This is a genomic window from Geobacillus sp. CCR (assembly GCF_052906625.1).
Window position 1 is genome coordinate 65,223 of record NZ_JBREBQ010000014.1, and the last position, 19,444, is coordinate 84,666.

The window sequence follows — 19,444 nt, forward strand, 5'->3', positions numbered from 1 at the left end:
TCACCTTCCTTCATGTTCATGATTGTGCAGCCCTTTTTCGAGCGCTTTCCACGCGAGCGTCGCGCATTTGATGCGGGCCGGAAACTTGGAAACGCCTTGGAGCGCTTCGATGTCGCCAAGGTCGACGGAATCGTCGTACTCTTTCCCTTGGATCATGTCGGAAAAAATGTGGGCGAGCCGAAGCGCTTCTTCCACCGTTTTCCCTTTGATCGCCTGCGTCATCATCGACGCCGACGACATCGAAATCGAACAGCCTTCCCCTTCAAATTTGACGTCGGCGACTTTTCCGTCTTCAACTTTCATCGTCAAGTGGATGCGGTCGCCGCACGTCGGGTTGTTCATGTTGACATCGACGTTCGTGCCCTCAAGCACCCCGCGGTTGCGCGGGTTTTTATAATGATCCATAATGACTTGGCGGTAAAGCTGGTCCAACGGATGGTTAGAAGACATGGCTGAAGTACTCCTTCGCTTTCTGTAATGCGGCGATGAACCGGTCGATTTCCTCTTTCGTATTGTAAAGGTAAAAGCTCGCCCGGGCGGTCGCCGTCACGCCGAGCCATTTCATGAGCGGCTGGGCGCAATGGTGGCCGGCGCGGATGGCGACCCCTTCTGCGTCCAAAACGGTCGCCACATCGTGCGGATGCACCCCTTCGATGTTAAACGTCACAAGCCCCGCCCGTTCTTTCGGGCCATAGACGGTGACGCCGTCGATGTCCGCCATTCGTTCAAGCGCATATTGCGCCAGCTCGTGCTCATGGGCGGCGATGGCGTCCAAGCCGACTTGTTCAAGGAAATCGATCGCCGCCCCAAGGCCAATCGCCCCGGCGATGATCGGCGTGCCGCCTTCAAACTTCCACGGCAGCTCTTTCCACGTTGAGTCGTACAGCTCGACAAAATCGATCATTTCGCCGCCGAACTCGACCGGCTCCATCTGCTCAAGCCATTTCTTTTTGCCATATAATACGCCGATTCCCGTCGGCCCGCACATTTTATGGCCGGAAAGGGCGAGAAAATCGCAATCAAGTTCCTGAACATCGACCTTCATATGCGGAGCGCTTTGCGCCGCATCGACGACGACGACCGCCCCGCGCTCATGGGCGAGGCGGGCGATCTCCCGCACCGGGTTGATCGTCCCAAGCACGTTCGATACATGAGCAATGGCGACAATCTTCGCTGCTTCGGTGACGGTCGCCTCGACATCGCGCAGATCGATCGTGCCGTCTTCCTGCATTGGAATGTATTTTAACGTCGCCCCCGTTTGCTTCGCCAGCTGCTGCCACGGAATCAAGTTGCTGTGATGCTCCATGTACGTGATGACGATCTCATCGCCTTCTTTGACGTTGGCGCGCCCGTAGCTTGCAGCGACCAAGTTGAGCGCAGCGGTTGTGCCGCGCGTAAAGATGATTTCCTGCGCCGATTGGGCGTTTAAAAACCGCCGCACTTTTTCGCGCGCGCCTTCGTACGCGTCCGTCGCCTTCGTCCCGAGCGTATGGACGCCGCGGTGGACGTTCGAGTTGTACTCGCGGTAATAGCGGTCAAGCGCCTCAATCACCGGCAGCGGCTTTTGCGATGTCGCCGCGCTGTCGAAATAAACGAGCGGATGGCCGTTGACGTCCTGATGCAAAATTGGAAACAACGCGCGAATGTCGTTTACATTCATGATTGAACTTTCCTTTCAATCACTTCAATTAATTGGTTTTTCACGCCTTCAATTGGAATCGCCTCGACGACCGGCGCCAAAAAGCCGTGGATGATGAGCCGTTCCGCGTCGCGTCTCGGAATGCCGCGGCTCATTAAGTAATACAATTGGATCGGATCGACGCGTCCCACCGATGCCGCGTGGCCCGCCATGACGTCGTCTTCATCAATGAGCAAAATCGGGTTCGCATCGCCGCGCGCTTTTTCGCTCAACATCAAGACGCGCGACTCCTGCTCGGCGTTTGATTTTGACGCGCCGTGCTCAATTTTCCCGATGCCGTTGAAAATCGAGGTCGCGCTGTCGCGGACGACGCCGTGTTTTAAAATGTGGCCTTCTGTATGCTTTCCGTAATGAATGACGCTCGTCGTAAAGTTTTGCACTTGCTCGCCGCGGCTGACCGCGACCGTTTTCGTATCGCCGAACGAGCCGTCGCCGACAAGGCGGGTGATGTTCTCGGAGACCGTGTTGCCGTCATTCATCAGCCCGAGCGCCCATTCGATCCGTCCGTCGCGCCCGGCGATGCCGCGCCGATTGACATACGTCGTTGTGCCTTTGGCCAAATGGTCGACAGCGGCGAAAAAGACGCTTGCGTTCGCTTGGGCAAACACCTCGGCAACCACATTGACGACCGCGTTTCCTTCGCGGCTTGCCGATATATAATTTTCGACAAACACGACGCGGCTGTTGTCTTCCGCCACGACGATGACATGGTTGAACAAGGCGATATCGTCTTCGTCTTGAATATAGACCGCCTGAAGCGGCGTTTCAATCTCCACGTTTTTCGGCACATAGACAAACACACCGCCGTTGAGCAGCGCCGCATGGAGCGCGGCAAGGCGGTGCTCATCCGGCTTGACCGCCGTCATCAAATAGTTTTTCAGCAAATCGCCATGCTCGCGCGCTGCTGTGAAGATGTCGGTGAAAATGACGCCTTTTTCTTTTAATTCATCGGACAGCGACACGTACGCCGGCGTATGGTTGCGCTGCACGTACAAGTTTTTCGTTCCTTCGCCCGCCTCGATGAGCGCCTTGACCGCTTCCGGCAAATCGTCAAGACCATCATACGGCGCGCTGTCGACCGTGTGGCGGGCGAACTCGGTGAAATTCCATTTGTCGATTTTCGTCTTCTCCGGTTTCGGAAGCGGCAGCCGCTCCGCCAGCCGAAGCGCCTCAAGGCGCCGCGCCGTCAGCCAGTCCGGCTCGCCGCGCCCGCTTGAGAACGTGCGGATGTATGTTTCATCGAATGGGATTTTCGTTTCTGTCGCCATAATCCTCCTCCTAACGCTTACGCTTCTTGTCCGACCGTTTCGTCTTCAATGCCAAGCTCTTTTTTGATCCAGTCGTACCCTTCCGCCTCAAGCCGCTGCGCCAGTTCCGGACCGCCGGATTTGACGATGCGCCCTTGCATCATGACGTGCACGTAATCCGGCGTGATGTAGTTCAATAACCGTTGGTAGTGAGTGATGATCAAACAGCCGAATTCGCTGCTGCGCATTTCGTTGACGCCTTTGGCGACAATTTTCAGCGCGTCAATGTCCAATCCGGAGTCGATCTCGTCCAAAATGGCGATTTTCGGTTCAAGCATCATCAGCTGCAAAATTTCATTTCGCTTTTTCTCCCCGCCCGAGAATCCTTCGTTCAAGTAACGGTGCGCCATATCCGGGTTCATTTCGAGAAACGCCATTTTTTCATCGAGCTTGCGGATGAATTTCATGAGCGAAATTTCGTTGCCCTCGCCAAGCCGGGCATTGATCGCAGCGCGCAAAAAGTCGGCGTTCGTCACTCCACTGATTTCGCTTGGGTATTGCATCGCCAAAAACAGGCCGGCGCGCGCCCGTTCGTCGACTTCCATCTCAAGGACATCCTGGCCGTCGAGCGTCACCGATCCTTCTGTCACTTCATATTTTGGATGGCCCATAATGGCCGATGCCAGCGTCGACTTCCCCGTTCCGTTCGGACCCATGATGGCGTGGATTTCCCCGCCTTTGATTTCCAAGTCAACCCCTTTTAAAATCTCTTTCCCTTCCACCGCAACGTGGAGATTTTGAATCGTCAACACTGCCATGCAGCATACCTCCAATTTCTGCTTGAAAATAGTCATCGCTCGCTGTTGACCCAGCGGACGCTCATTCTCATTTTATTCTCATTACAATCTTATAACAAATGAAAAATATGCGCAACTATTCCGCCCCCTTTTTCACTATGTAGACGCAACTAAACGGAGAAAAACAGGAAAAAGGGACAGCGCTTTTTATATTTTACACGAAAACGGGCTGTTTGTACGAGCTTTTGCAAAAAAAAAGACCCCGTTGCCGGAGTCTAATGGGCTGTCCGCAGCTCGCGGAGGCATTCCTGCACGAGCGTCACCGCCTGGCTCATCGCCGCCCCGCCGCCAAACGCGGCCGCCACCGCGCATACTTCCAAAATTTCCCGTTCCGACGCTCCTTCGTCAAGGCATCCTTTCGTATGGTAAATCGTGCAATACTCGTCTTGCGCCGCCAAGCTGATGCCGAGGGCAATCAATTGTTTTTCTTTTTTTGACAGCGCTCCCTCGGCAAAGCACGCTTCCGTAAACGCGTTAAACCGCTCGGCCACATTCGGAAGTTTTTTGGTGAACGCCCCAATTCCCTCTTTGTAGCGATGAAGCGCGGATTCGACCGATGCATGTGTTCCGTTGTTCATCATCATTTTCCTCCCTTTGTTCGTTTCTGCTGTTAGTATGCGTCAACTACCCCCACTTCGCTAACGCTTGAAGTGGGGGCTTGCAACTCCCCAGAAGTGCAAACGGACTTCGTCCTCCTTCCTTGACTTGGGGTTGCATCAGGGGGCAGGTTGACGACTACCCAACGACGCAGGTCATGCCTGCATCGTTACCGATTCTCTCGGTGTGTCTGTTGGCAGTACTTGGCTTCCACACACAACAGACGGACCTACGCTCGATGTTTTACGGTTGCAGCGTTTCCTGCAACCAACTCCATACATCGAGCAGCCGTTATTGGAGTGCCTTTATTTAACAGTTTTCTCCACGTCTTTATTCTATCATACACAAAAGAAAGGGGGAACGAGCATTCCTCTCCCACTTACTCCCTTTGGTCGTTGAAGTGGGAGTCTCCTGCGCGAAATAGGATGAAGGAAAACGAAATTAAACAACGAATGGTATTGAAAGGGTGTGGAAACACCACCGTTTCGCGATCATAGATGGAACGTCATGATGAAAACCGCCTGTTCTGTTCAACTTCCATCATCAATACAAAAGGGGGAAATGCGATTGATTCGTTGGGTTGTCTTTGCCTTAACAGCCGCTTTCGCTTCGTTTTTGACGTGGATCATCATCGGCAACACCCTCGGTGAACAGGGAGACGGCGCCTTCAGCTTAACGGCTGTGATCGTCCTGCAAAACTGCGTCATCATCGTTATGCTCGCCGCCGTACTGGCGCGTTTGAACGGCCGATGAAGAGCGGAGAAACAGGTCGGCCGCGGCGCCCTCGGATTCAGAATCGTTTTAACCTTTGCTGCTTTCTTTTCGTTTAAGGGGAGCGGCTTTTTGGGGACAAAAAAGAAACGGAAGCGAAACGCTCCCGTTATTGATTGTTTTCCGCCGCTGGAATGACGGCGCCGTGGTATTTTTCTTTAATGAAATCTTGGATTTCTTTCGATTGCAGCACTTCGACAAGCGTTTTGATTTCTTTCCGGTTTTCATCGCCTTTGCGCACCGCAATAATGTTCACATACGGATTGTTTTTCGGCGACTCAACGGCGATCGGGTCTTTCGCCGGGTCCAAACCGGCGTCAAGCGCATAGTTGGCGTTGATCAGCACCGCATCGCCTTCGCCGTTTTTGTAAATTTGCGGCAGAAGCCCGGCGTCGACATCGGCCTTAAATTTTAAATGCTTTGGATTTTCGATGATGTCATTGACTGTCGCTTTCGTTTTATCGACGCCCGGTTTCAATTTAATGAGCCCTTTTTCTTGCAGCATCGATAAAATGCGGCCATGGTCGGCGACCGAGTTGCTCATGATGATCGTCGCGCCGTCCGGCAGTTCTTCAATGCTTTTGTATTTTTTCGAGTATAAGCCGATCGGCTCGATATGAATGCCGCCGGCGTTGACGAAATCATAGCCGTACTCTTTCTTTTGCGATTCCAAATACGGAATGTGTTGGAAATAGTTTGCGTCGATTTGCTTCTCAGCCAGCGCTTTGTTCGGCAAGATGTAATCTTGGAACGTAATGATCTCCAAGTCGATGCCTTTTTTCTTCAAAATCGGTTTCGCTTTTTCCAAAATTTCCGCATGCGGCACGTTCGACGCACCGACTTTCAACTTCACCAATTTGCCGTCTTTGCCGCCTTCCGCGCTGTCGTTATTGTTGCCGCCGCATGCCGCCAAAGCGAGCACGAGAATGGCGGCGAGCAACACACCCAACCATTTCTTCATCAGTTGTTTCCCCCTTTATCGTTTATCGATTTTCGAAGTGACAAAGTCACCGATCAGCTGAATGATAAATACAATGACCAACACCAATACGGTTGCGACAAATGTCACATCGTTATGGTTGCGCTGGAACCCTTCCAAATACGCCAAGTTCCCAAGCCCGCCGGCGCCGATGGCTCCAGCCATCGCTGTATAGCTGACGAGCGACACCGCCGTCACCGTAATGCCGGAGACAAGCGCCGGCAATGACTCCGGCAGCAGCACTTTCCAAATGATCGTCCACGTTGAGGCGCCCATCGCTTGGGCTGCTTCGATGACGCCTTTATCAATTTCGCGAAGAGCGATTTCGACCATGCGGGCGTAAAACGGCGCGGCCCCAATGACCAAAGCCGGCAGCGCCGCATTGGCGCCAAGCATCGTCCCGACGAGCCATGTTGTAAACGGAATGAGCAAAATGATCAAAATAATAAACGGAATAGAGCGGAAAATGTTCACAAACGCCGCAACCACGGTATTGACAAACCGGTTTTCCCATAGGTTGCCCTTCGCTGTCAAAAATAGAAGCAAGCCAAGAACGATTCCGAGGACGAAAGTGGCCGCCACCGCCACTCCCGTCATATACAGCGTCTCGACCGTCGCCGCCCACACCGTCTCCCATTGCACGTTCGGCAGGAGGTTAGCGAGCATCGTGAATCACCTCCACCGCCACCTGCTGGCGTTGAATATAGTCAAGCGCCCGGTCGATTTCATCCCTCGCCCCGTCGAGGTGCACAAACAGCACCCCATAGGCGCCTTGATGGGTTTGCGAAATTTTCCCTTGCAAAATGTTGACATCGACGGCAAATTGCCGCACGACCTGGCTGATGAGCGGCTTTCCGGCTGCCGCGCCGACGAACGTCAGCTGCGCGATCAGCCCGCTCGGGTATTGGCCAAACAAATGGGAAATCGCCTCTTCCGTCTCCTCGGGCTCGATCAGCTGCTTGACGAACCGTTTCGTAATCGGCTGCTGCGGGTTGCGGAACACATGCAACACTTCGCCTTGCTCGACGATTCGGCCGCTTTCCATCACCGCAACGCGGTCGCAAATTTTGCGGATGACGTGCATTTCATGGGTGATCAGCACAATCGTCAGCCCGAGACGCTTGTTGATGTCAACGAGCAAGTCCAAAATCGCATCGGTCGTCTGCGGGTCCAACGCCGATGTCGCCTCGTCGCACAGCAAGACTTTCGGGTTGTTGGCGAGCGCCCGGGCGATGCCGACCCGCTGCTTTTGCCCGCCGCTCAGCTGCGACGGGTAGGCATCCTCGCGCCCGGAAAGGCCGACAAGCTCGATCAATTCATCCACCCGCTTGTTCCGCTCCTCTTTCGGGACGCCGGCAATTTCAAGCGGAAAGGCAATGTTTTCCCTGACTGTGCGAGACCAAAGCAAGTTGAAATGCTGGAAAATCATCCCGATTTCTTGGCGCGCCTTGCGCAGCTCCCGCCCTTTCACGCGCGTCATATCGCGCCCGGCGACGACCACCCGGCCGCTCGTCGGCTTCTCGAGCCCATTGAGCAAGCGGATGAGCGTGCTTTTCCCAGCGCCGCTGTAGCCGATAATGCCGAAAATTTCCCCTTCGCGAATCTCAAGCGACACATTGTCGACTGCCGTGACCGAACCGTTGGCCGCTTGATAGATTTTCGTCACTTGTTCGAGTGTAATCATCGTTTCACCTTCCTCCCCAAGCGGCAGAGCGCAAAAAGAAAACCTTTCTGCCCGCAGAGAACAGAAAGGTATTGTGCACCATTCCGTCTCTTATCTCTCAAAGCAGGCCGCTTTGTGTGAATTGGCACCATTTCAGCACATGCGCTGACGGTTGCCGGGCTTCATTGGGCACATCCCTCCACCTCTCTTGATAAGAGCGCAACAATCGCCTATTCAATTGACTACGAATGTGATTGTATCATTGTCTGTCGAAGCGTGTCAACATCTTTTTTATCCGACGTCCCGATAAGGCTTGGCCAAATGGAGGAGCGATTCAAGAAGCAAAAGCTGGCGGAAGCTTCCTGACACGTGCACTTCACGCAACCGGACGAGCTGCTGCAGCTTCAGTTCGCCGTTCAGCAGGGACGCGAGCGCCTCTTTGGAACCGCGCACCGTCAATGTTTTCCGTTCATCGTTTTCCATCCCTCTAGCGGCTGATTCCTTGCCGATCAACAGCAAGGCGGTTTCGTCATCGCTTTCAAACCGAACATACAGCTGCTCATCCGGCAAAATCGGCACCAAATGGCGCAACACTTGCATCCGTTCCACGAACTGCCCAACTAATTCACGCATTTCCATGGATATCCCCTCCCCCATTTTTATTTTTTTCACTTCCACCTGAAGAGGAGAAATCCTTTACAAAAATCTCGACAACCCGTTGACGAACGAGCGCCGTTTTTGTCATTTCCCAAGAAATGTGTCAAACAGCGTCAAAAAAAGGCGAATCATCGGGACGGCAAGCAGGCTTGAATCACTTCGTACAAATACGGAACGGAATGAAAGGCATACCACTTGCCTGCGACCGTTCCGTCCCTAAAAAGAAGCAGGCAAGGAACGCTTTCAATTTTCCACGCAACGGCCTGCTCAGGGATATAGTTGATGTCCGTTTCGTAAAACGGCAGCGCCGGAAACAACTGCTCCACCACCGTGAGCATCCGCCGCGCCAGCTGGCACGTGCCGCACAGCGGGGTATACAAGTAAAGGGCCAGAAGCGGCTCGACTTCCACCACTCGCATGACATCGTTTCGGTCGATCGCTTTCACTCGCCTCTTCCCCTCATGAGCGATTCGATGCGGACGTCGAAACGAGCGCGCAACAGCACTTGCGCCAAGTGCCAAGGCGGAGCGGCCGCCACTTCGCGATACGCCCGGTCAATGTAAAGATGCTCCGCCTCTGGAAACATGCGGCGAAACTGCCGGCGCAATTTTTCTCCCGCCTCATCGGCATCGGCCAAGACGTATACATCGCATCCTTCCAGCTCATCGGCCAGCTCCTCAAGGCGCGCATCACTGATCGTGCCGTTTGTGCAGACGATGACGACTGGTTCGTTCAGCACCGCCGCCACTTTTTGCTTGTCTGATCGCCCTTCGACGATGATCACTTTTTCCACGCGTCGCATGTCCGACCCACCTAACTTCAAATGAGGATACTATTATTGTATGTCTTGCGCCGGCCAAATGTTGAAAATGAAAAGCAACGGCCATCCACCGTTGCCTTTCAACACCAGCCCGCTTCCCCGTCGCAATCGACATATTTTTGGTCCGGCTCAACGGTAGCGGTCACCTGTTTGTAAATTCTTCCGTTTTGTTCGGTATACCCCTTTTTCAACGGGACGGCCGCCGGAAGCGGAAGGCGCCCGATGAGCTCTCCTTCCTCGTACAACTCCAGCGAGCGGCCGTTCAGTTTGCCGATGATCCGGTCCGTGACATCTATGCGCGTCGTTTGCAGCGCCATCGCGAGCACCCCTTTTTTCAATCAAATTCCGGTATGTATAGAGTGCCCGAATCGAAGCGAAGATTGCAGGAACGTTTATCCTTCGTTGATCATCGCCTCGTATTGTTCCGCCGTCAACAAATTGTCGATTTCGCTCAAATCATTCGGTTTGACGACGATCATCCACGCTTTGTCATACGGCGATTCGTTCACGTACTCCGGATGGTCATTTAACGCCTCATTCACTTCAACGACCGTGCCGCTGATCGGCGCATACAATTCCGAGACCGTTTTCACCGATTCAACGCTGCCGAACGGCTCGTTCGCCGTAACCTCTGCGCCGACTTCCGGCAGCTCGACAAAGACGATGTCGCCAAGCTCTGATTGGGCGTAATCCGTAATGCCGATGCGCACGTTCTCTCCTTCCACGCGCACCCACTCATGCTCCTTTGTATAGCGAAGTTCTTTCGGCGTGTTCATCGTATCCCTCCATTGCGACAAAATGTATATTCCTTTTCATCATAACCGATTTTCCGCAAAAACTCACTGAATTCACCCGATTTTGCAAAAAATTTTTTATGTCCCCGCCGCGAAAAACGCCTCGTATTCTTGTTCGCGAAAGCCCACGACGACCCGCTCGCCGTCCGTCAAAATCGGCCGTTTGACCAACATCCCGTCCGAGGCGAGCCAATCGAGCATCTCGTCTTCCGATGCGCGGTCGAGCTTGTCCTTCAAGCCAAGCTCGCGGTATTTCATCCCGCTCGTGTTGAAAAATTTTTTGAGCGGCAGCCCGCTTTGACGGTGCAAACGGGCGAGCTGCTCTTTCGTCAGCGGCTCGTCGACCAAATGCACCGTTTGCACCTCAATGCCGTGTTCATCCAACCATTTTTTCGCCTTCCGGCACGTTCCGCATTTTGGATACCAATAGAGCGTGAGCGCCATCTTCACTCCTCCCTTTCATTTCCGCTGTGTGGCAAACAAATAAGAAGCACCAGGCAAACGCCTGGCACTTCCCATTATCACACAATATACCGTTCGGCTTCAATGAGCGCGGCGGCCGCTTCGCGTTTTTTCGCGATCACGTTGATCGGCGTATGGCGCGTCAGCCGTCGGAGAGCGGCGAGCATCATCCGCAGCGTGTCTCCTTGTTCGACGGCGACGAGCGTTTCTTTCGCATGGGCTTCAATTTCATTGAACGCCTCTTGGCAGAAAATTTGCGTGTACAGCAATTTTTGTTTGTTTTTCTCCTCACCGCTCGCCTGAATCGCTTTTTCCGTGCGCAAAAGCGCTGATTCCATCGCATAAATGTTCGAGACGATGTCGGCGATGTTGACGAGCACTTCTTGCTCTTCTTCAATGCGCTGGCCGTATTTTTGCGCCGCTAAACCGGCGACCATCAAGGCGATTTTTTTCGCGTTGCGCACCAAGTATTTCTCTTGTTCCAGCGCGCCCGTCCCCGGCTCTTCGGCGGCCATCATCATCAGTTCTTCCTGAAGCTGCTGCGCTTTTTGGAAGAGCGGCAGCTCGCCTTTTAACGCCTTTTTCAAATACATGCCCGGCACGAGAAGGCGGTTGATTTCGTTCGTCCCCTCGAAAATGCGGTTGATGCGCGAATCGCGGTAGGCGCGCTCAATTTCGTATTCCTGCATAAAGCCGTACCCGCCGTGGATTTGCACGCCTTCATCCACGATGTAATCGAGCACTTCCGTGGCAAAAAACTTGTTCAATGAGCATTCGATCGCATATTCGGCGATCGATTTCGCCACTTCTTTGCCATCTTTCGCCTTTTCCGCATCAAGCAGGCCCATCCGTTCATCGAACAAGCCGACCGTGCGGTAAACCGAGCTTTCGGCGGCATACAGGCGCGACGCCATCGTCGCGAATTTTTCCTGCGTCAACGTAAACTGCGAAATCGGCCGTTTGAATTGCTGGCGCTGATTGGCGTATTTGAGCGTGATTTCAAGCGCCCGCTTCGCGCCGCCGACCGCCCCTAACCCAAGCTTGTAGCGGCCGATGTTCAAAATGTTGAAGGCGATGACATGGCCTTTTCCGATTTCACCGAGCACGTTTTCTTTCGGCACCGGCACATCTTGCAAAATGAGCGTTCTTGTCGACGAGCTTTTAATCCCCATTTTCTTTTCTTCCGGACCAGTTGAAACGCCCGGGAAGTCGCGTTCCACGATGAACGCGGTGAAATGTTCGCCGTCGACTTTTGCATAGACGACAAACACATCAGCAAAACCGGAGTTGGTGATCCATTGTTTTTCGCCGTTTAAAATGTAATGCGTGCCTTCCGCGTTTAATCTCGCCGTCGTTTTCGCGCCGAGGGCGTCCGAACCCGAGCCAGGCTCCGTCAAGGCGTAGGCGGCGATTTTTTCGCCGGTCGCTAAATACGGCAAATATTTTTGTTTTTGTTCTTCCGTGCCAAACAACACAATCGGCAGCGAGCCAATTCCGACGTGCGCCCCGTGCGAAATGGCAAAACCGCCGGCCGGCGCCATTTTTTCCGCAATGATGGCCGAACTGACTTTATCTAGGCCCAAACCGCCGTATTCTTCCGGAATGTCAGCGCTTAACAAGCCGAGCTCGCCCGCTTTGCGAAGCAATTTCACGGAACGGTCAAACTCGTGGTTTTCCAAATGCTCGAGCTGCGGGAGCACTTCATTGTTGACATACTCTTCCGTCGTTTTGGCAATCATATGATGTTCGTCGGTGAAATCTTCCGGCGTAAACACGCGCTCCGCCGGAATGTCTTCAATCAAAAAGCTGCCGCCTTTGATCGCTTCTTCCATCGTTTTGGCCATCGTTGATTTCCTCCCCCGAAAGATGATTGATGATCCGGGCGGCAACGCCGCCCGGGAAATAGACGTTCCATGCAGCCGGGCAAATGCGGATGCATGCCTCGCGCGAGCTGATGAAGCCCGCTCGCTGTCAGCTGCCGCTACAGCAGCTCAAACACGCCGGCCGCTCCCATGCCGCCGCCGATGCACATCGTGACGATGCCGAACTGCACGTTGCGGCGCCGCATTTCGTAAAGCAAAGACAAGGTCAGCTTCGCGCCCGTGCAGCCGAGCGGGTGGCCTAGAGCAATCGCCCCGCCGTTGACGTTGACAATGTCTTCATCCAACCCAAGTTCGCGGATGACTTGGATCGATTGCGAGGCGAACGCTTCGTTCAGCTCGATCAAACCGATGTCGGACAGCTCAAGGCCGGCCAGCTTCAACGCTTTCGGCACCGCAGCGACCGGGCCGATCCCCATCACTTCCGGCGGCACGCCGGCAACCGCGAACGAACGAAACTTGCCGAGCGGCTTCAAGCCGAGCGACTCCGCTTTTTCGCGGTCCATCACCATGACCGCCGCCGCCCCGTCGCTCATTTGCGACGCGTTGCCGGCGGTGACGGTGCCGTTTACCGCAAACGCCGGCCGGAGTTTCGCGAGCGTTTCCATATTCGTGTCCGGGCGCACGCCTTCATCTTGTGTAAAGACGACTTTCTCCTCAACGAGTTTGTTGCCTTCTACTTTGCGCACCGTCACCTCGACCGGCACGATTTCTTCATTGAATTTTCCTTCGGCAATCGCCTTGGCGGCGCGCTGGTGGCTGCGCACCGCGAACGCGTCTTGGTCCTCGCGGCTGACGCCGTATTTTTTCGCCACTTGCTCGGCAGTGTGCCCCATCGACATGTAGTATTCCGGCGCTTCTTCCGCCAAGCGGGCGTTCGGGCGGACGACATGCCCCATCATCGGCACCATGCTCATCGATTCGACCCCGCCGGCGATGACCGTGTCGGAATGGCCGAGCATCACCCGTTCCGCCGCATAGGCGATCGCCTGCAAACCGGACGAGCAATACCGGTTGATCGTAATCGCCGGCACCGTGTACGGCAGCCCGGCGAGCGCCCCGATGTTGCGGGCGATGTTCAGTCCTTGCTCCGCCTCGGGCATGGCGCACCCGATAATCAAGTCGTCAATGTTTCCTTCATAGTTCCCCGCGCGCTTGATCGTTTCTTTGACGACGAGCGCCCCTAAATCATCCGGCCGCACGTGGGCGAGCGTTCCTTTTTTCGCTTTGCCGACCGGTGTGCGCGCACCTGCGACAATGACCGCTTCTCTCACGCCAATCCCCCCTTGATCTCCTCCGCTTTAGTTGCGGAGCGGTTTTCCTTTCACAAGCATATGCTGCATGCGCGCTTGCGTCTTCGGCTCGCCGATGAGGCTCAAAAACGCCTCGCGCTCGAGATCGAGCAAATATTGCTCGTCGACTTCTGTTCCGTACGGCACTTTGCCGCCGGCTAGAACATACGCCAATTTTTTCGCGATTTTCAAATCGTGCTCGCTGATGTAGCCGGAATGGAACATCGACTGCGCCCCAAGCAGCATGGCGGCATAGCCGCTTTCGCCGGCCACCGGCACTTTCTTCCTTACAGGAGGCCGGTACCCTTCCTCATACATCGAGAGCACCGCCTGTTTCGCTTCATACAGCAGATGGTCGCCGTTCATCGTGATGCCGTCGCGGTGATTCAAGAAGCCAAGCTCGCGCGCTTCCGCCGCTGACGTCGACACTTTCGCCATGGCGATCGTTTCAAATACGCTGGCCGCGATTTTGACGTAGTCGACGTCCACGCCGCGCGGCAGGCTGTTCAACCGTTTGATGTACAGCTCCTTGTTGCCGCCGCCGCCCGGAATCAAGCCGACGCCGACTTCGACGAGCCCGATGTACGTCTCGGCCGCCGCTTGGATGCGTGAAGCCGCCAAGCTCACTTCCGCCCCGCCGCCTAACGTCATGGCAAACGGCGCGACGACGACCGGCTTCGGGTTGTATTTCATTTTGAGAAGCGCTTGCTGGAACTGGCGAACGGCAAGTTCCAATTCAAAAAAGTTTTCGTCTTGCGCCTCCATGAGCATCATCGCCAAGTTCGCGCCGACGCAGAAGTTTTTCCCTTGGTTGCCGATGACGAGCCCTTTGTAGTTGCGGTTGACTTCCTCAAGCGCCTCGTTGATCATTTGGACAATATCGGCGCCAATCGCGTTGTTCGGCGAATGGAACTCCAGAAGCGCCACGTCGTCGCCGAGGTCAATGAGGCTGGCGCCGGCATTTTTCTTGATGACGCCGCGCGCCTCTTTCAGCCGGCGGATGTGGATGACTTTTTCGTTTTCTTCTACTGTTTTATACCCGCCCGGCGCATAATAGAACAGCCGGCCGTTTTCCGTTTTATAGAACGATGTGGCTCCGTCGGCGAGCATGTCCGTGATCCACGACGGGATGTCGCGCCCTTCTGACTGCATTTTACGCACCGACTTCTCGAGGCCGATCGCGTCCCACAGTTCAAACGGACCTTGCTCCCAGCCAAACCCCCACTTCATCGCCTGATCGATCGCTGCGATGTCGTCGGCGATCTCCCCGACAAGGCGGGCAGTGTACAGCAATGTCGGTGCGATGATGTTCCAAAGGAGCGTTCCCGCGCGGTCGCCATCGGCATACACGAGCGTTTGCAGCTTGGCAGCCGCTCCTTTCGCCTGCTTCGCCATCTCCACCGCCGGGGTGACAAGCTTTTTGCGCGGCTCGTATTGCATCGTGACGTAGTTCAGCTCGAGAATGTCTTTTCCTTGCTTGACAAAAAAGCCTTGTCCGGATTTGCTGCCGAGCCAGCCGTTTTCAAGCATCGTTTTCATAAACTCCGGCACGCGGAACGCCTCTTTTTCTTCCCCTTCGACGTTTTCATACACGTTGTTGGCGACATGCACGAACGTATCGAGCCCGACGACGTCAAGCGTGCGGAACGTCGCGCTTTTCGGCCGGCCGATGAGCGGCCCCGTCACCGAATCGACCTCGCCGACGCTGTAGCCGCCTTGCATCATCTCGCGGACGGTGACGAGCAAGCCATACGTGCCGATCCGGTTGGCGATGAAGTTCGGCGTATCTTTCGCCATGACGACGCCTTTGCCGAGCACGTCTTCGCCGAACGATTTCATATAGGCGACCACATCCGGATCCGTATGCTCCGTCGGGATGATCTCAAGCAGCTTCAAATAGCGCGGCGGGTTGAAGAAATGCGTGCCTAAAAAGTGTTTTTTGAAATCGTCGGAACGCCCCTCCGCCATTGCGGCGATCGAGATGCCGGATGTGTTCGAGCTGACGATCGTCCCCGGCGTCCGCACCTCGTCGACGCGAGCGAAGACTTCTTTTTTCACTTCCAGCTTTTCAACGACCGCTTCAATGATCCAATCGACTTCCGCGAGCCGGTGGAAGTCATCCTCGAAGTTGCCCGTTTCAATCAAAGCGATGTTGTCTTTGGACATGAGCGGCGCCGGTTTTTGCTTGAGCAGCCGCTCGAGCGCCTGATTGGCGAGGCGGTTGCGCACTTGTTTATGCTCGAGCGTCCAACCTTTTGCTTCTTCCTCTTTCGTCAATTCCCGCGGCACGATATCCAACAGCAGCGTCGGAATGCCGACGTTCGCCAAATGGGCGGCAATGCCCGAACCCATGACGCCGGACCCGAGCACCGCGGCGCGCCGAATGCGTTTTACCATTTCGGTTCCCCCTCACACCATTGAATGAATGGTCATTCATTTTTTGATGAAAAAAATATCGTTGAAACCGCTCTCTATAACTAAATATATAGTATGTTGATAATTTTCGCAATATATTTGCGCATATTTTTCCCGACATCGCACTCCGAAATGTTGCTCATACTAACGATCAGGAGGTGAACCACCGATGGCCCGGTTGAAAAAAAATCCATCTGAACGCGGCGTCAGCGCCGCAAGCGTCAAAGGAAACGCCGGCCCGACGGTCGAAGCCGACGGCGGCGGCAAGCGGACAAGCCAAAACCAGCAGTACAAAAAACACAACATGCAAGGGGACTGACGCCCATGGCGTCAGCTCCCGCCTGTCATAGCTGCAAATAAAGAGAGGCCGCACGATCTGAACGGCGTTTACCTCAAATGACCGCCCGACGCCCCGTGACATGCAACGGCGTTTGTCTGAAATCCAAAAAGGCTTGATGGCCGTTGCCGCTGGATGCCTGTCCCCTTCTGCGCCCGAACGCTCGGCGTCCGCCGGCGTTTTCCTCTGTTTTGCGCCCCTACTTGCGGAGGATGCCTTTTAAAACAAACGCCACGTTGGCCGGCCGTTCGGCGAGCCGGCGCATAAAATAGCCATACCAGTCCGTGCCGTACGGAACGTACACGCGCATCGTATATCCTTCGCGCGCCAGCTGCACTTGGCGCTCCGGGCGGATGCCGTACAGCATTTGAAATTCAAACTGGCTGTTGGGAATGTTGTATTCTTTGACGAGCTGCTTCGTATATTCGATGATGGCGTCGTCATGCGTCGCCACCGCCGTATAGTTGCCGTTTAGCAAATGCATTTTGATGATCTTCTTAAAGTTCTCATCGACATCTTTTTTATCCGGAAACGCCACTTCGGGCGGTTCTTTGTACGCTCCTTTGACGAGACGCAAGTTCGGGCGGTACGGCTTTAAGTCTTCAATGTCTTGTTCCGTCCGGTACAAATACGCCTGCAGCACCGTGCCGACGTTGTCGTATTCTTTTTTCAACGTTTTAAAAATGTCCAGCGTCTTTTGGCAGCGCGAATAGTCTTCCATATCGATCGTCACAAACACACCGCGCTGTTTTGCCGCATCCAAAATGCGGCGCATGTTGCGCATGACAAGCTCATCGGAAATATCAAGCCCCATCGATGTCATTTTCAGCGACAGCTGCGAGTTCAATTTCTCCCGGCTGATCGCCTCAATCGCCTCCAAGCAATGGCGCGCCATCTCATTCGCTTCCTGCTCATTGTCGACAAACTCACCCAAATAGTCGACCGTGACCGCCAATCCTTTTTCGTTCAGCTGGCGGATGACGCGCACCGCTTCCTCGATCGTTTCGCCGGCGACAAACCTTGACGCGCCGAAGCGGAGGCCGTATCGTTTCGCCCATTTCGTCAATGTTTTATTTTTCGATAAGAACAGGAAAAAATCGCGCATCAACTGCTCCACTGTTGCAAGCCTCCTTGTATGGAAACGCATTCACCATTCTTATTGTACCATGTTTCAATTCAATTGAATATGTTTTTTCCCCACGGTTTATTTTTTATATGCGCATAATTTTCCACTCTCTGCACAATCTACAAGCGAACAACCGACGAAAGGAGCGAACAACGATGCAACAGCAACCACAAATGAACCCGCAGGCGGCGATGCCCGAGCCGCCGCAAATGGTGTCCACAAAAGACGCCATGTATTTTTCCGATATGATGTCGTGGAACTTGCTCGCAGCGAAAAAAGCGCACTTTTTCGCCTCACAATGCCGAGACCCTGAAGTGGTGCAGGCGATCGAGCGCGCCGGGCAAATGCACCAGCGCCATTACAACATGATTTTGCGCCATTTGCAAAACCCGCCGCAACCGCCGGTCATGTAAAAGGAGGAAAGCCGCATGAACACAAGACAAGTGCAAAACCCGGAAACGCAAGTGCCGAAAACACCGCAAATGAATGAGCGCGACTTTTTGAACGATATGTTGACAACAGAAAAATACATGACGTCGGCATACAGCGTGTACTTGCATGAGGCGAGCAACCAACCGTTATATCAAGAAATGATGAACATTTTCACAGAAACACAAAACTGCCAGCGCGAACTGTATAACTTGATGTTCAAAAAAGGCTGGTACAAACTTGAAGCCGCCGATCCGCAAAAGCTTCAGCAAATGTACCAGCAGTTCCAAGGGTATACGAATCAGCTCCCTTATCAACGAAATGCCATGCAATAACAAAACGAGGGGATGTCCGAACGGCAGAAGGACATCCTCTTTCTCCATCCGTTAAGAAGACAGGGCGCAGAAAGGGGAGAAAGGGATGGCAGCGCCATCCGAATCGGTATGGAGCATGCTGCAAACAGCGGACGTCCGCATCCGCGACACCGGGATCATTGAATAAGCACCCCTTCTTGTTCCACAGGGATGCTTATTCTTTCATGAATAGACGATCAATACCACCAGCCTGGATACGGCGGATACGGCGGGTACGGGTAAAACGGACGCGGAGCTAACGCGCCGCCGAGCAATCCGCCCAAGAAGCCGCCGACAAATGGGGCGCCAAACAACAATCCTGGAAATAGCATCGTTCCTTCTCCTTTCCCCAAAGCTAGAATGCTACACTGTATTCATATGCAACAAACAAGAAAAGAGGGTGGGCCGTCCGCCCAACCCTTGCCGGTTTCTCACCACCAAATGGGGCCATACCACCACGGATAGAAAAACAGCGGAACCAATGCGCTCCCGAGCAAACCGCCTAAAAAGCCGCCGAAAAATGGAGCGCCAAAAAACGGAGCGCCGAAGAAAAACGGGCGCGGCCGCCAAAACCACCAGCCCCATGGCCGCCAAATGCGCTCATCCGCCACTTGGAGATGGCTCATCTTGCTTCCCCCCTTCCGCTTGCTTTAGTCCCACTGTATGCAGGAAAAACGCCCGCTGCTTAGACCAGTACCTAGAGGGCTGGTGAAAAACGGCGATTTCTCCCAAATCATCGATCCGTGAATGCAAAGGAAGGTCTCTTTCTATAAGATATTCTCATTAAAGGAAATTATTTTCTTTTACCCGTGGTGCTAGATAAACTCAAACAAGCATAAAAATAGCCCTTGCATGAGGATCCCCTTAAAATGAAAGTGCAACCAACCATTAAAAAGGAGGATCCCTATGCAAGAGCACTTTCATTTTACTACAGATCGGGCCAAGATTCAAAAGCAATATGCCGCCATTTTCGTTTTTGTTTCTGCTCAACTTTCATGCATTCAGGTGCATCTTCATCGTCGAAATCGCCATTTGGTCAAGCAAGAGGACGCTGTCATCATCGCCA

The 19,444-nt window shown here is 54.1% G+C and carries 24 protein-coding genes, 1 pseudogene and 1 riboswitch; of the genes and pseudogenes, 5 read left to right on the forward strand and 20 right to left on the reverse strand.

Annotation, left to right across the window (positions count from 1 at the left end; translation table 11 throughout):
- The 5 genes from sufU to ACVBDQ_RS09260 form a co-directional block, all read right to left on the reverse strand.
- Window positions 1–450 carry a Fe-S cluster assembly sulfur transfer protein SufU gene (sufU, locus tag ACVBDQ_RS09240; protein WP_013144310.1) on the reverse strand — a complete coding sequence of 150 codons (450 nt, stop codon included), beginning with the start codon at window positions 448–450 and terminating at the stop codon, window positions 1–3.
- Window positions 440–1,660: a cysteine desulfurase gene (locus ACVBDQ_RS09245; RefSeq protein WP_021321769.1), complete on the reverse strand. Its 1,221-nt coding sequence runs from the start codon at window positions 1,658–1,660 to the stop codon at window positions 440–442. Before ACVBDQ_RS09245 ends, sufU begins: the two co-directional genes overlap by 11 nt.
- Window positions 1,657–2,967 carry a Fe-S cluster assembly protein SufD gene (sufD, locus tag ACVBDQ_RS09250; RefSeq protein WP_014196680.1) on the reverse strand — a complete coding sequence of 437 codons (1,311 nt, stop codon included), beginning with the start codon at window positions 2,965–2,967 and terminating at the stop codon, window positions 1,657–1,659. The genes ACVBDQ_RS09245 and sufD overlap by 4 nt, the downstream gene beginning before the upstream one ends.
- Before the next feature lie 17 nt (window positions 2,968–2,984).
- Complete coding sequence (gene sufC / locus ACVBDQ_RS09255) at window positions 2,985–3,764, reverse strand: Fe-S cluster assembly ATPase SufC (RefSeq protein WP_014196681.1); 780 nt, start codon at window positions 3,762–3,764, stop codon at window positions 2,985–2,987.
- Window positions 3,765–4,018: 254 nt separating this feature from the next.
- Complete coding sequence (locus ACVBDQ_RS09260) at window positions 4,019–4,381, reverse strand: carboxymuconolactone decarboxylase family protein (protein ID WP_031205993.1); 363 nt, start codon at window positions 4,379–4,381, stop codon at window positions 4,019–4,021.
- Window positions 4,382–4,961: 580 nt separating this feature from the next.
- Between ACVBDQ_RS09260 and ACVBDQ_RS09265 the strand changes: the two genes are divergently transcribed.
- The gene (locus tag ACVBDQ_RS09265; protein ID WP_014196683.1) at window positions 4,962–5,153 is read left to right on the forward strand and encodes a hypothetical protein; all 192 of its coding nucleotides are present in this window, start codon (window positions 4,962–4,964) and stop codon (window positions 5,151–5,153) included.
- 127 nt (window positions 5,154–5,280) lie between these two features.
- Here the strand turns inward: ACVBDQ_RS09265 and ACVBDQ_RS09270 are convergent, their stop codons facing one another.
- The 12 genes from ACVBDQ_RS09270 to ACVBDQ_RS09325 all read right to left on the reverse strand — a co-directional run bounded on the left by ACVBDQ_RS09270 (window position 5,281) and on the right by ACVBDQ_RS09325 (window position 16,115).
- A complete protein-coding gene (locus tag ACVBDQ_RS09270; RefSeq protein ID WP_014196684.1) occupies window positions 5,281–6,132 on the reverse strand; it encodes a MetQ/NlpA family ABC transporter substrate-binding protein in 852 nt (283 codons plus the stop codon).
- 15 nt (window positions 6,133–6,147) lie between these two features.
- Window positions 6,148–6,816 carry a methionine ABC transporter permease gene (locus ACVBDQ_RS09275; RefSeq protein ID WP_021321765.1) on the reverse strand — a complete coding sequence of 223 codons (669 nt, stop codon included), beginning with the start codon at window positions 6,814–6,816 and terminating at the stop codon, window positions 6,148–6,150.
- Complete coding sequence (locus ACVBDQ_RS09280; protein ID WP_021321764.1) at window positions 6,806–7,834, reverse strand: methionine ABC transporter ATP-binding protein; 1,029 nt, start codon at window positions 7,832–7,834, stop codon at window positions 6,806–6,808. The genes ACVBDQ_RS09275 and ACVBDQ_RS09280 overlap by 11 nt, the downstream gene beginning before the upstream one ends.
- 87 nt (window positions 7,835–7,921) lie before the next feature.
- Window positions 7,922–8,031, reverse strand: a riboswitch (SAM riboswitch).
- Window positions 8,032–8,104: 73 nt separating this feature from the next.
- Window positions 8,105–8,452 (reverse strand): hypothetical protein, encoded by a 348-nt coding sequence (locus ACVBDQ_RS09285; protein WP_025039296.1) that lies wholly within the window; start codon window positions 8,450–8,452, stop codon window positions 8,105–8,107.
- A 146-nt stretch (window positions 8,453–8,598) separates the two neighbouring features.
- The gene (locus ACVBDQ_RS09290) at window positions 8,599–8,916 is read right to left on the reverse strand and encodes a thioredoxin family protein (protein WP_011232471.1); all 318 of its coding nucleotides are present in this window, start codon (window positions 8,914–8,916) and stop codon (window positions 8,599–8,601) included.
- Complete coding sequence (locus ACVBDQ_RS09295; protein ID WP_011232472.1) at window positions 8,913–9,272, reverse strand: toprim domain-containing protein; 360 nt, start codon at window positions 9,270–9,272, stop codon at window positions 8,913–8,915. Before ACVBDQ_RS09295 ends, ACVBDQ_RS09290 begins: the two co-directional genes overlap by 4 nt.
- A gap of 98 nt (window positions 9,273–9,370) precedes the next feature.
- Window positions 9,371–9,607 (reverse strand): YusG family protein, encoded by a 237-nt coding sequence (locus ACVBDQ_RS09300; RefSeq protein ID WP_011232473.1) that lies wholly within the window; start codon window positions 9,605–9,607, stop codon window positions 9,371–9,373.
- A 75-nt stretch (window positions 9,608–9,682) separates the two neighbouring features.
- Complete coding sequence (gene gcvH, locus ACVBDQ_RS09305; protein WP_011232474.1) at window positions 9,683–10,066, reverse strand: glycine cleavage system protein GcvH; 384 nt, start codon at window positions 10,064–10,066, stop codon at window positions 9,683–9,685.
- 96 nt (window positions 10,067–10,162) lie between these two features.
- The gene (locus ACVBDQ_RS09310; protein ID WP_011232475.1) at window positions 10,163–10,528 is read right to left on the reverse strand and encodes an arsenate reductase family protein; all 366 of its coding nucleotides are present in this window, start codon (window positions 10,526–10,528) and stop codon (window positions 10,163–10,165) included.
- Window positions 10,529–10,605: 77 nt separating this feature from the next.
- Complete coding sequence (locus ACVBDQ_RS09315; protein ID WP_011232476.1) at window positions 10,606–12,390, reverse strand: acyl-CoA dehydrogenase family protein; 1,785 nt, start codon at window positions 12,388–12,390, stop codon at window positions 10,606–10,608.
- A 137-nt stretch (window positions 12,391–12,527) separates the two neighbouring features.
- Window positions 12,528–13,700 (reverse strand): acetyl-CoA C-acetyltransferase, encoded by a 1,173-nt coding sequence (locus ACVBDQ_RS09320; RefSeq protein WP_011232477.1) that lies wholly within the window; start codon window positions 13,698–13,700, stop codon window positions 12,528–12,530.
- A gap of 27 nt (window positions 13,701–13,727) precedes the next feature.
- Window positions 13,728–16,115 carry a 3-hydroxyacyl-CoA dehydrogenase/enoyl-CoA hydratase family protein gene (locus tag ACVBDQ_RS09325; RefSeq protein WP_011232478.1) on the reverse strand — a complete coding sequence of 796 codons (2,388 nt, stop codon included), beginning with the start codon at window positions 16,113–16,115 and terminating at the stop codon, window positions 13,728–13,730.
- A 187-nt stretch (window positions 16,116–16,302) separates the two neighbouring features.
- Here ACVBDQ_RS09325 and ACVBDQ_RS09330 point away from each other — a divergent pair, with 187 nt between their 5' ends.
- The gene (locus tag ACVBDQ_RS09330) at window positions 16,303–16,452 is read left to right on the forward strand and encodes a YuzL family protein (protein ID WP_011232479.1); all 150 of its coding nucleotides are present in this window, start codon (window positions 16,303–16,305) and stop codon (window positions 16,450–16,452) included.
- Window positions 16,453–16,669: 217 nt separating this feature from the next.
- Here ACVBDQ_RS09330 and ACVBDQ_RS09335 read toward each other — a convergent pair whose 3' ends face one another.
- Window positions 16,670–17,587, reverse strand: a complete 918-nt coding sequence (locus ACVBDQ_RS09335) for a proline dehydrogenase family protein (protein ID WP_011232480.1) — start codon at window positions 17,585–17,587, stop codon at window positions 16,670–16,672.
- A gap of 164 nt (window positions 17,588–17,751) precedes the next feature.
- Here ACVBDQ_RS09335 and ACVBDQ_RS09340 point away from each other — a divergent pair, with 164 nt between their 5' ends.
- Both ACVBDQ_RS09340 and ACVBDQ_RS09345 read left to right on the forward strand, forming a co-directional pair.
- Entirely contained in the window at window positions 17,752–18,009 is a 258-nt protein-coding gene (locus ACVBDQ_RS09340; RefSeq protein WP_033026186.1) for a hypothetical protein, read from the forward strand.
- 15 nt (window positions 18,010–18,024) lie between these two features.
- Window positions 18,025–18,360 carry a spore coat protein gene (locus ACVBDQ_RS09345; protein ID WP_446663186.1) on the forward strand — a complete coding sequence of 112 codons (336 nt, stop codon included), beginning with the start codon at window positions 18,025–18,027 and terminating at the stop codon, window positions 18,358–18,360.
- A gap of 215 nt (window positions 18,361–18,575) precedes the next feature.
- On the opposite strand, the gene ACVBDQ_RS09350 is transcribed toward ACVBDQ_RS09345, so the two are convergent.
- Together ACVBDQ_RS09350 and ACVBDQ_RS09355 are read right to left on the reverse strand one after the other, a co-directional pair.
- Complete coding sequence (locus tag ACVBDQ_RS09350) at window positions 18,576–18,710, reverse strand: hypothetical protein (protein WP_011232483.1); 135 nt, start codon at window positions 18,708–18,710, stop codon at window positions 18,576–18,578.
- Window positions 18,711–18,809: 99 nt separating this feature from the next.
- Window positions 18,810–19,004, reverse strand: a complete 195-nt coding sequence (locus ACVBDQ_RS09355) for a hypothetical protein (RefSeq protein ID WP_033026199.1) — start codon at window positions 19,002–19,004, stop codon at window positions 18,810–18,812.
- A 280-nt stretch (window positions 19,005–19,284) separates the two neighbouring features.
- Here ACVBDQ_RS09355 and ACVBDQ_RS09360 point away from each other — a divergent pair.
- Window positions 19,285–19,444: pseudogene (locus tag ACVBDQ_RS09360) on the forward strand (IS982 family transposase); the annotation flags it as partial.

Excerpts from the sequence above, each read along its gene's own strand:
- sufU (WP_013144310.1), bottom strand. The coding sequence starts at position 450 with ATGTCTTCTAACCATCCGTTGGACCAGCTTTACCGCCAAGTCATTATG.
- ACVBDQ_RS09245 (WP_021321769.1), bottom strand. The coding sequence starts at position 1,660 with ATGAATGTAAACGACATTCGCGCGTTGTTTCCAATTTTGCATCAGGAC.
- sufD (WP_014196680.1), bottom strand. The coding sequence starts at position 2,967 with ATGGCGACAGAAACGAAAATCCCATTCGATGAAACATACATCCGCACG.
- sufC (WP_014196681.1), bottom strand. The coding sequence starts at position 3,764 with ATGGCAGTGTTGACGATTCAAAATCTCCACGTTGCGGTGGAAGGGAAA.
- ACVBDQ_RS09260 (WP_031205993.1), bottom strand. The coding sequence starts at position 4,381 with ATGAACAACGGAACACATGCATCGGTCGAATCCGCGCTTCATCGCTAC.
- ACVBDQ_RS09265 (WP_014196683.1), top strand. The coding sequence starts at position 4,962 with ATGCGATTGATTCGTTGGGTTGTCTTTGCCTTAACAGCCGCTTTCGCT.
- ACVBDQ_RS09270 (WP_014196684.1), bottom strand. The coding sequence starts at position 6,132 with ATGAAGAAATGGTTGGGTGTGTTGCTCGCCGCCATTCTCGTGCTCGCT.
- ACVBDQ_RS09275 (WP_021321765.1), bottom strand. The coding sequence starts at position 6,816 with ATGCTCGCTAACCTCCTGCCGAACGTGCAATGGGAGACGGTGTGGGCG.
- ACVBDQ_RS09280 (WP_021321764.1), bottom strand. The coding sequence starts at position 7,834 with ATGATTACACTCGAACAAGTGACGAAAATCTATCAAGCGGCCAACGGT.
- ACVBDQ_RS09285 (WP_025039296.1), bottom strand. The coding sequence starts at position 8,452 with ATGGAAATGCGTGAATTAGTTGGGCAGTTCGTGGAACGGATGCAAGTG.
- ACVBDQ_RS09295 (WP_011232472.1), bottom strand. The coding sequence starts at position 9,272 with ATGCGACGCGTGGAAAAAGTGATCATCGTCGAAGGGCGATCAGACAAG.
- ACVBDQ_RS09300 (WP_011232473.1), bottom strand. The coding sequence starts at position 9,607 with ATGGCGCTGCAAACGACGCGCATAGATGTCACGGACCGGATCATCGGC.
- gcvH (WP_011232474.1), bottom strand. The coding sequence starts at position 10,066 with ATGAACACGCCGAAAGAACTTCGCTATACAAAGGAGCATGAGTGGGTG.
- ACVBDQ_RS09310 (WP_011232475.1), bottom strand. The coding sequence starts at position 10,528 with ATGGCGCTCACGCTCTATTGGTATCCAAAATGCGGAACGTGCCGGAAG.
- ACVBDQ_RS09315 (WP_011232476.1), bottom strand. The coding sequence starts at position 12,390 with ATGGCCAAAACGATGGAAGAAGCGATCAAAGGCGGCAGCTTTTTGATT.
- ACVBDQ_RS09325 (WP_011232478.1), bottom strand. The coding sequence starts at position 16,115 with ATGGTAAAACGCATTCGGCGCGCCGCGGTGCTCGGGTCCGGCGTCATG.
- ACVBDQ_RS09330 (WP_011232479.1), top strand. The coding sequence starts at position 16,303 with ATGGCCCGGTTGAAAAAAAATCCATCTGAACGCGGCGTCAGCGCCGCA.
- ACVBDQ_RS09340 (WP_033026186.1), top strand. The coding sequence starts at position 17,752 with ATGCAACAGCAACCACAAATGAACCCGCAGGCGGCGATGCCCGAGCCG.
- ACVBDQ_RS09345 (WP_446663186.1), top strand. The coding sequence starts at position 18,025 with ATGAACACAAGACAAGTGCAAAACCCGGAAACGCAAGTGCCGAAAACA.
- ACVBDQ_RS09350 (WP_011232483.1), bottom strand. The coding sequence starts at position 18,710 with ATGCTATTTCCAGGATTGTTGTTTGGCGCCCCATTTGTCGGCGGCTTC.
- ACVBDQ_RS09355 (WP_033026199.1), bottom strand. The coding sequence starts at position 19,004 with ATGAGCCATCTCCAAGTGGCGGATGAGCGCATTTGGCGGCCATGGGGC.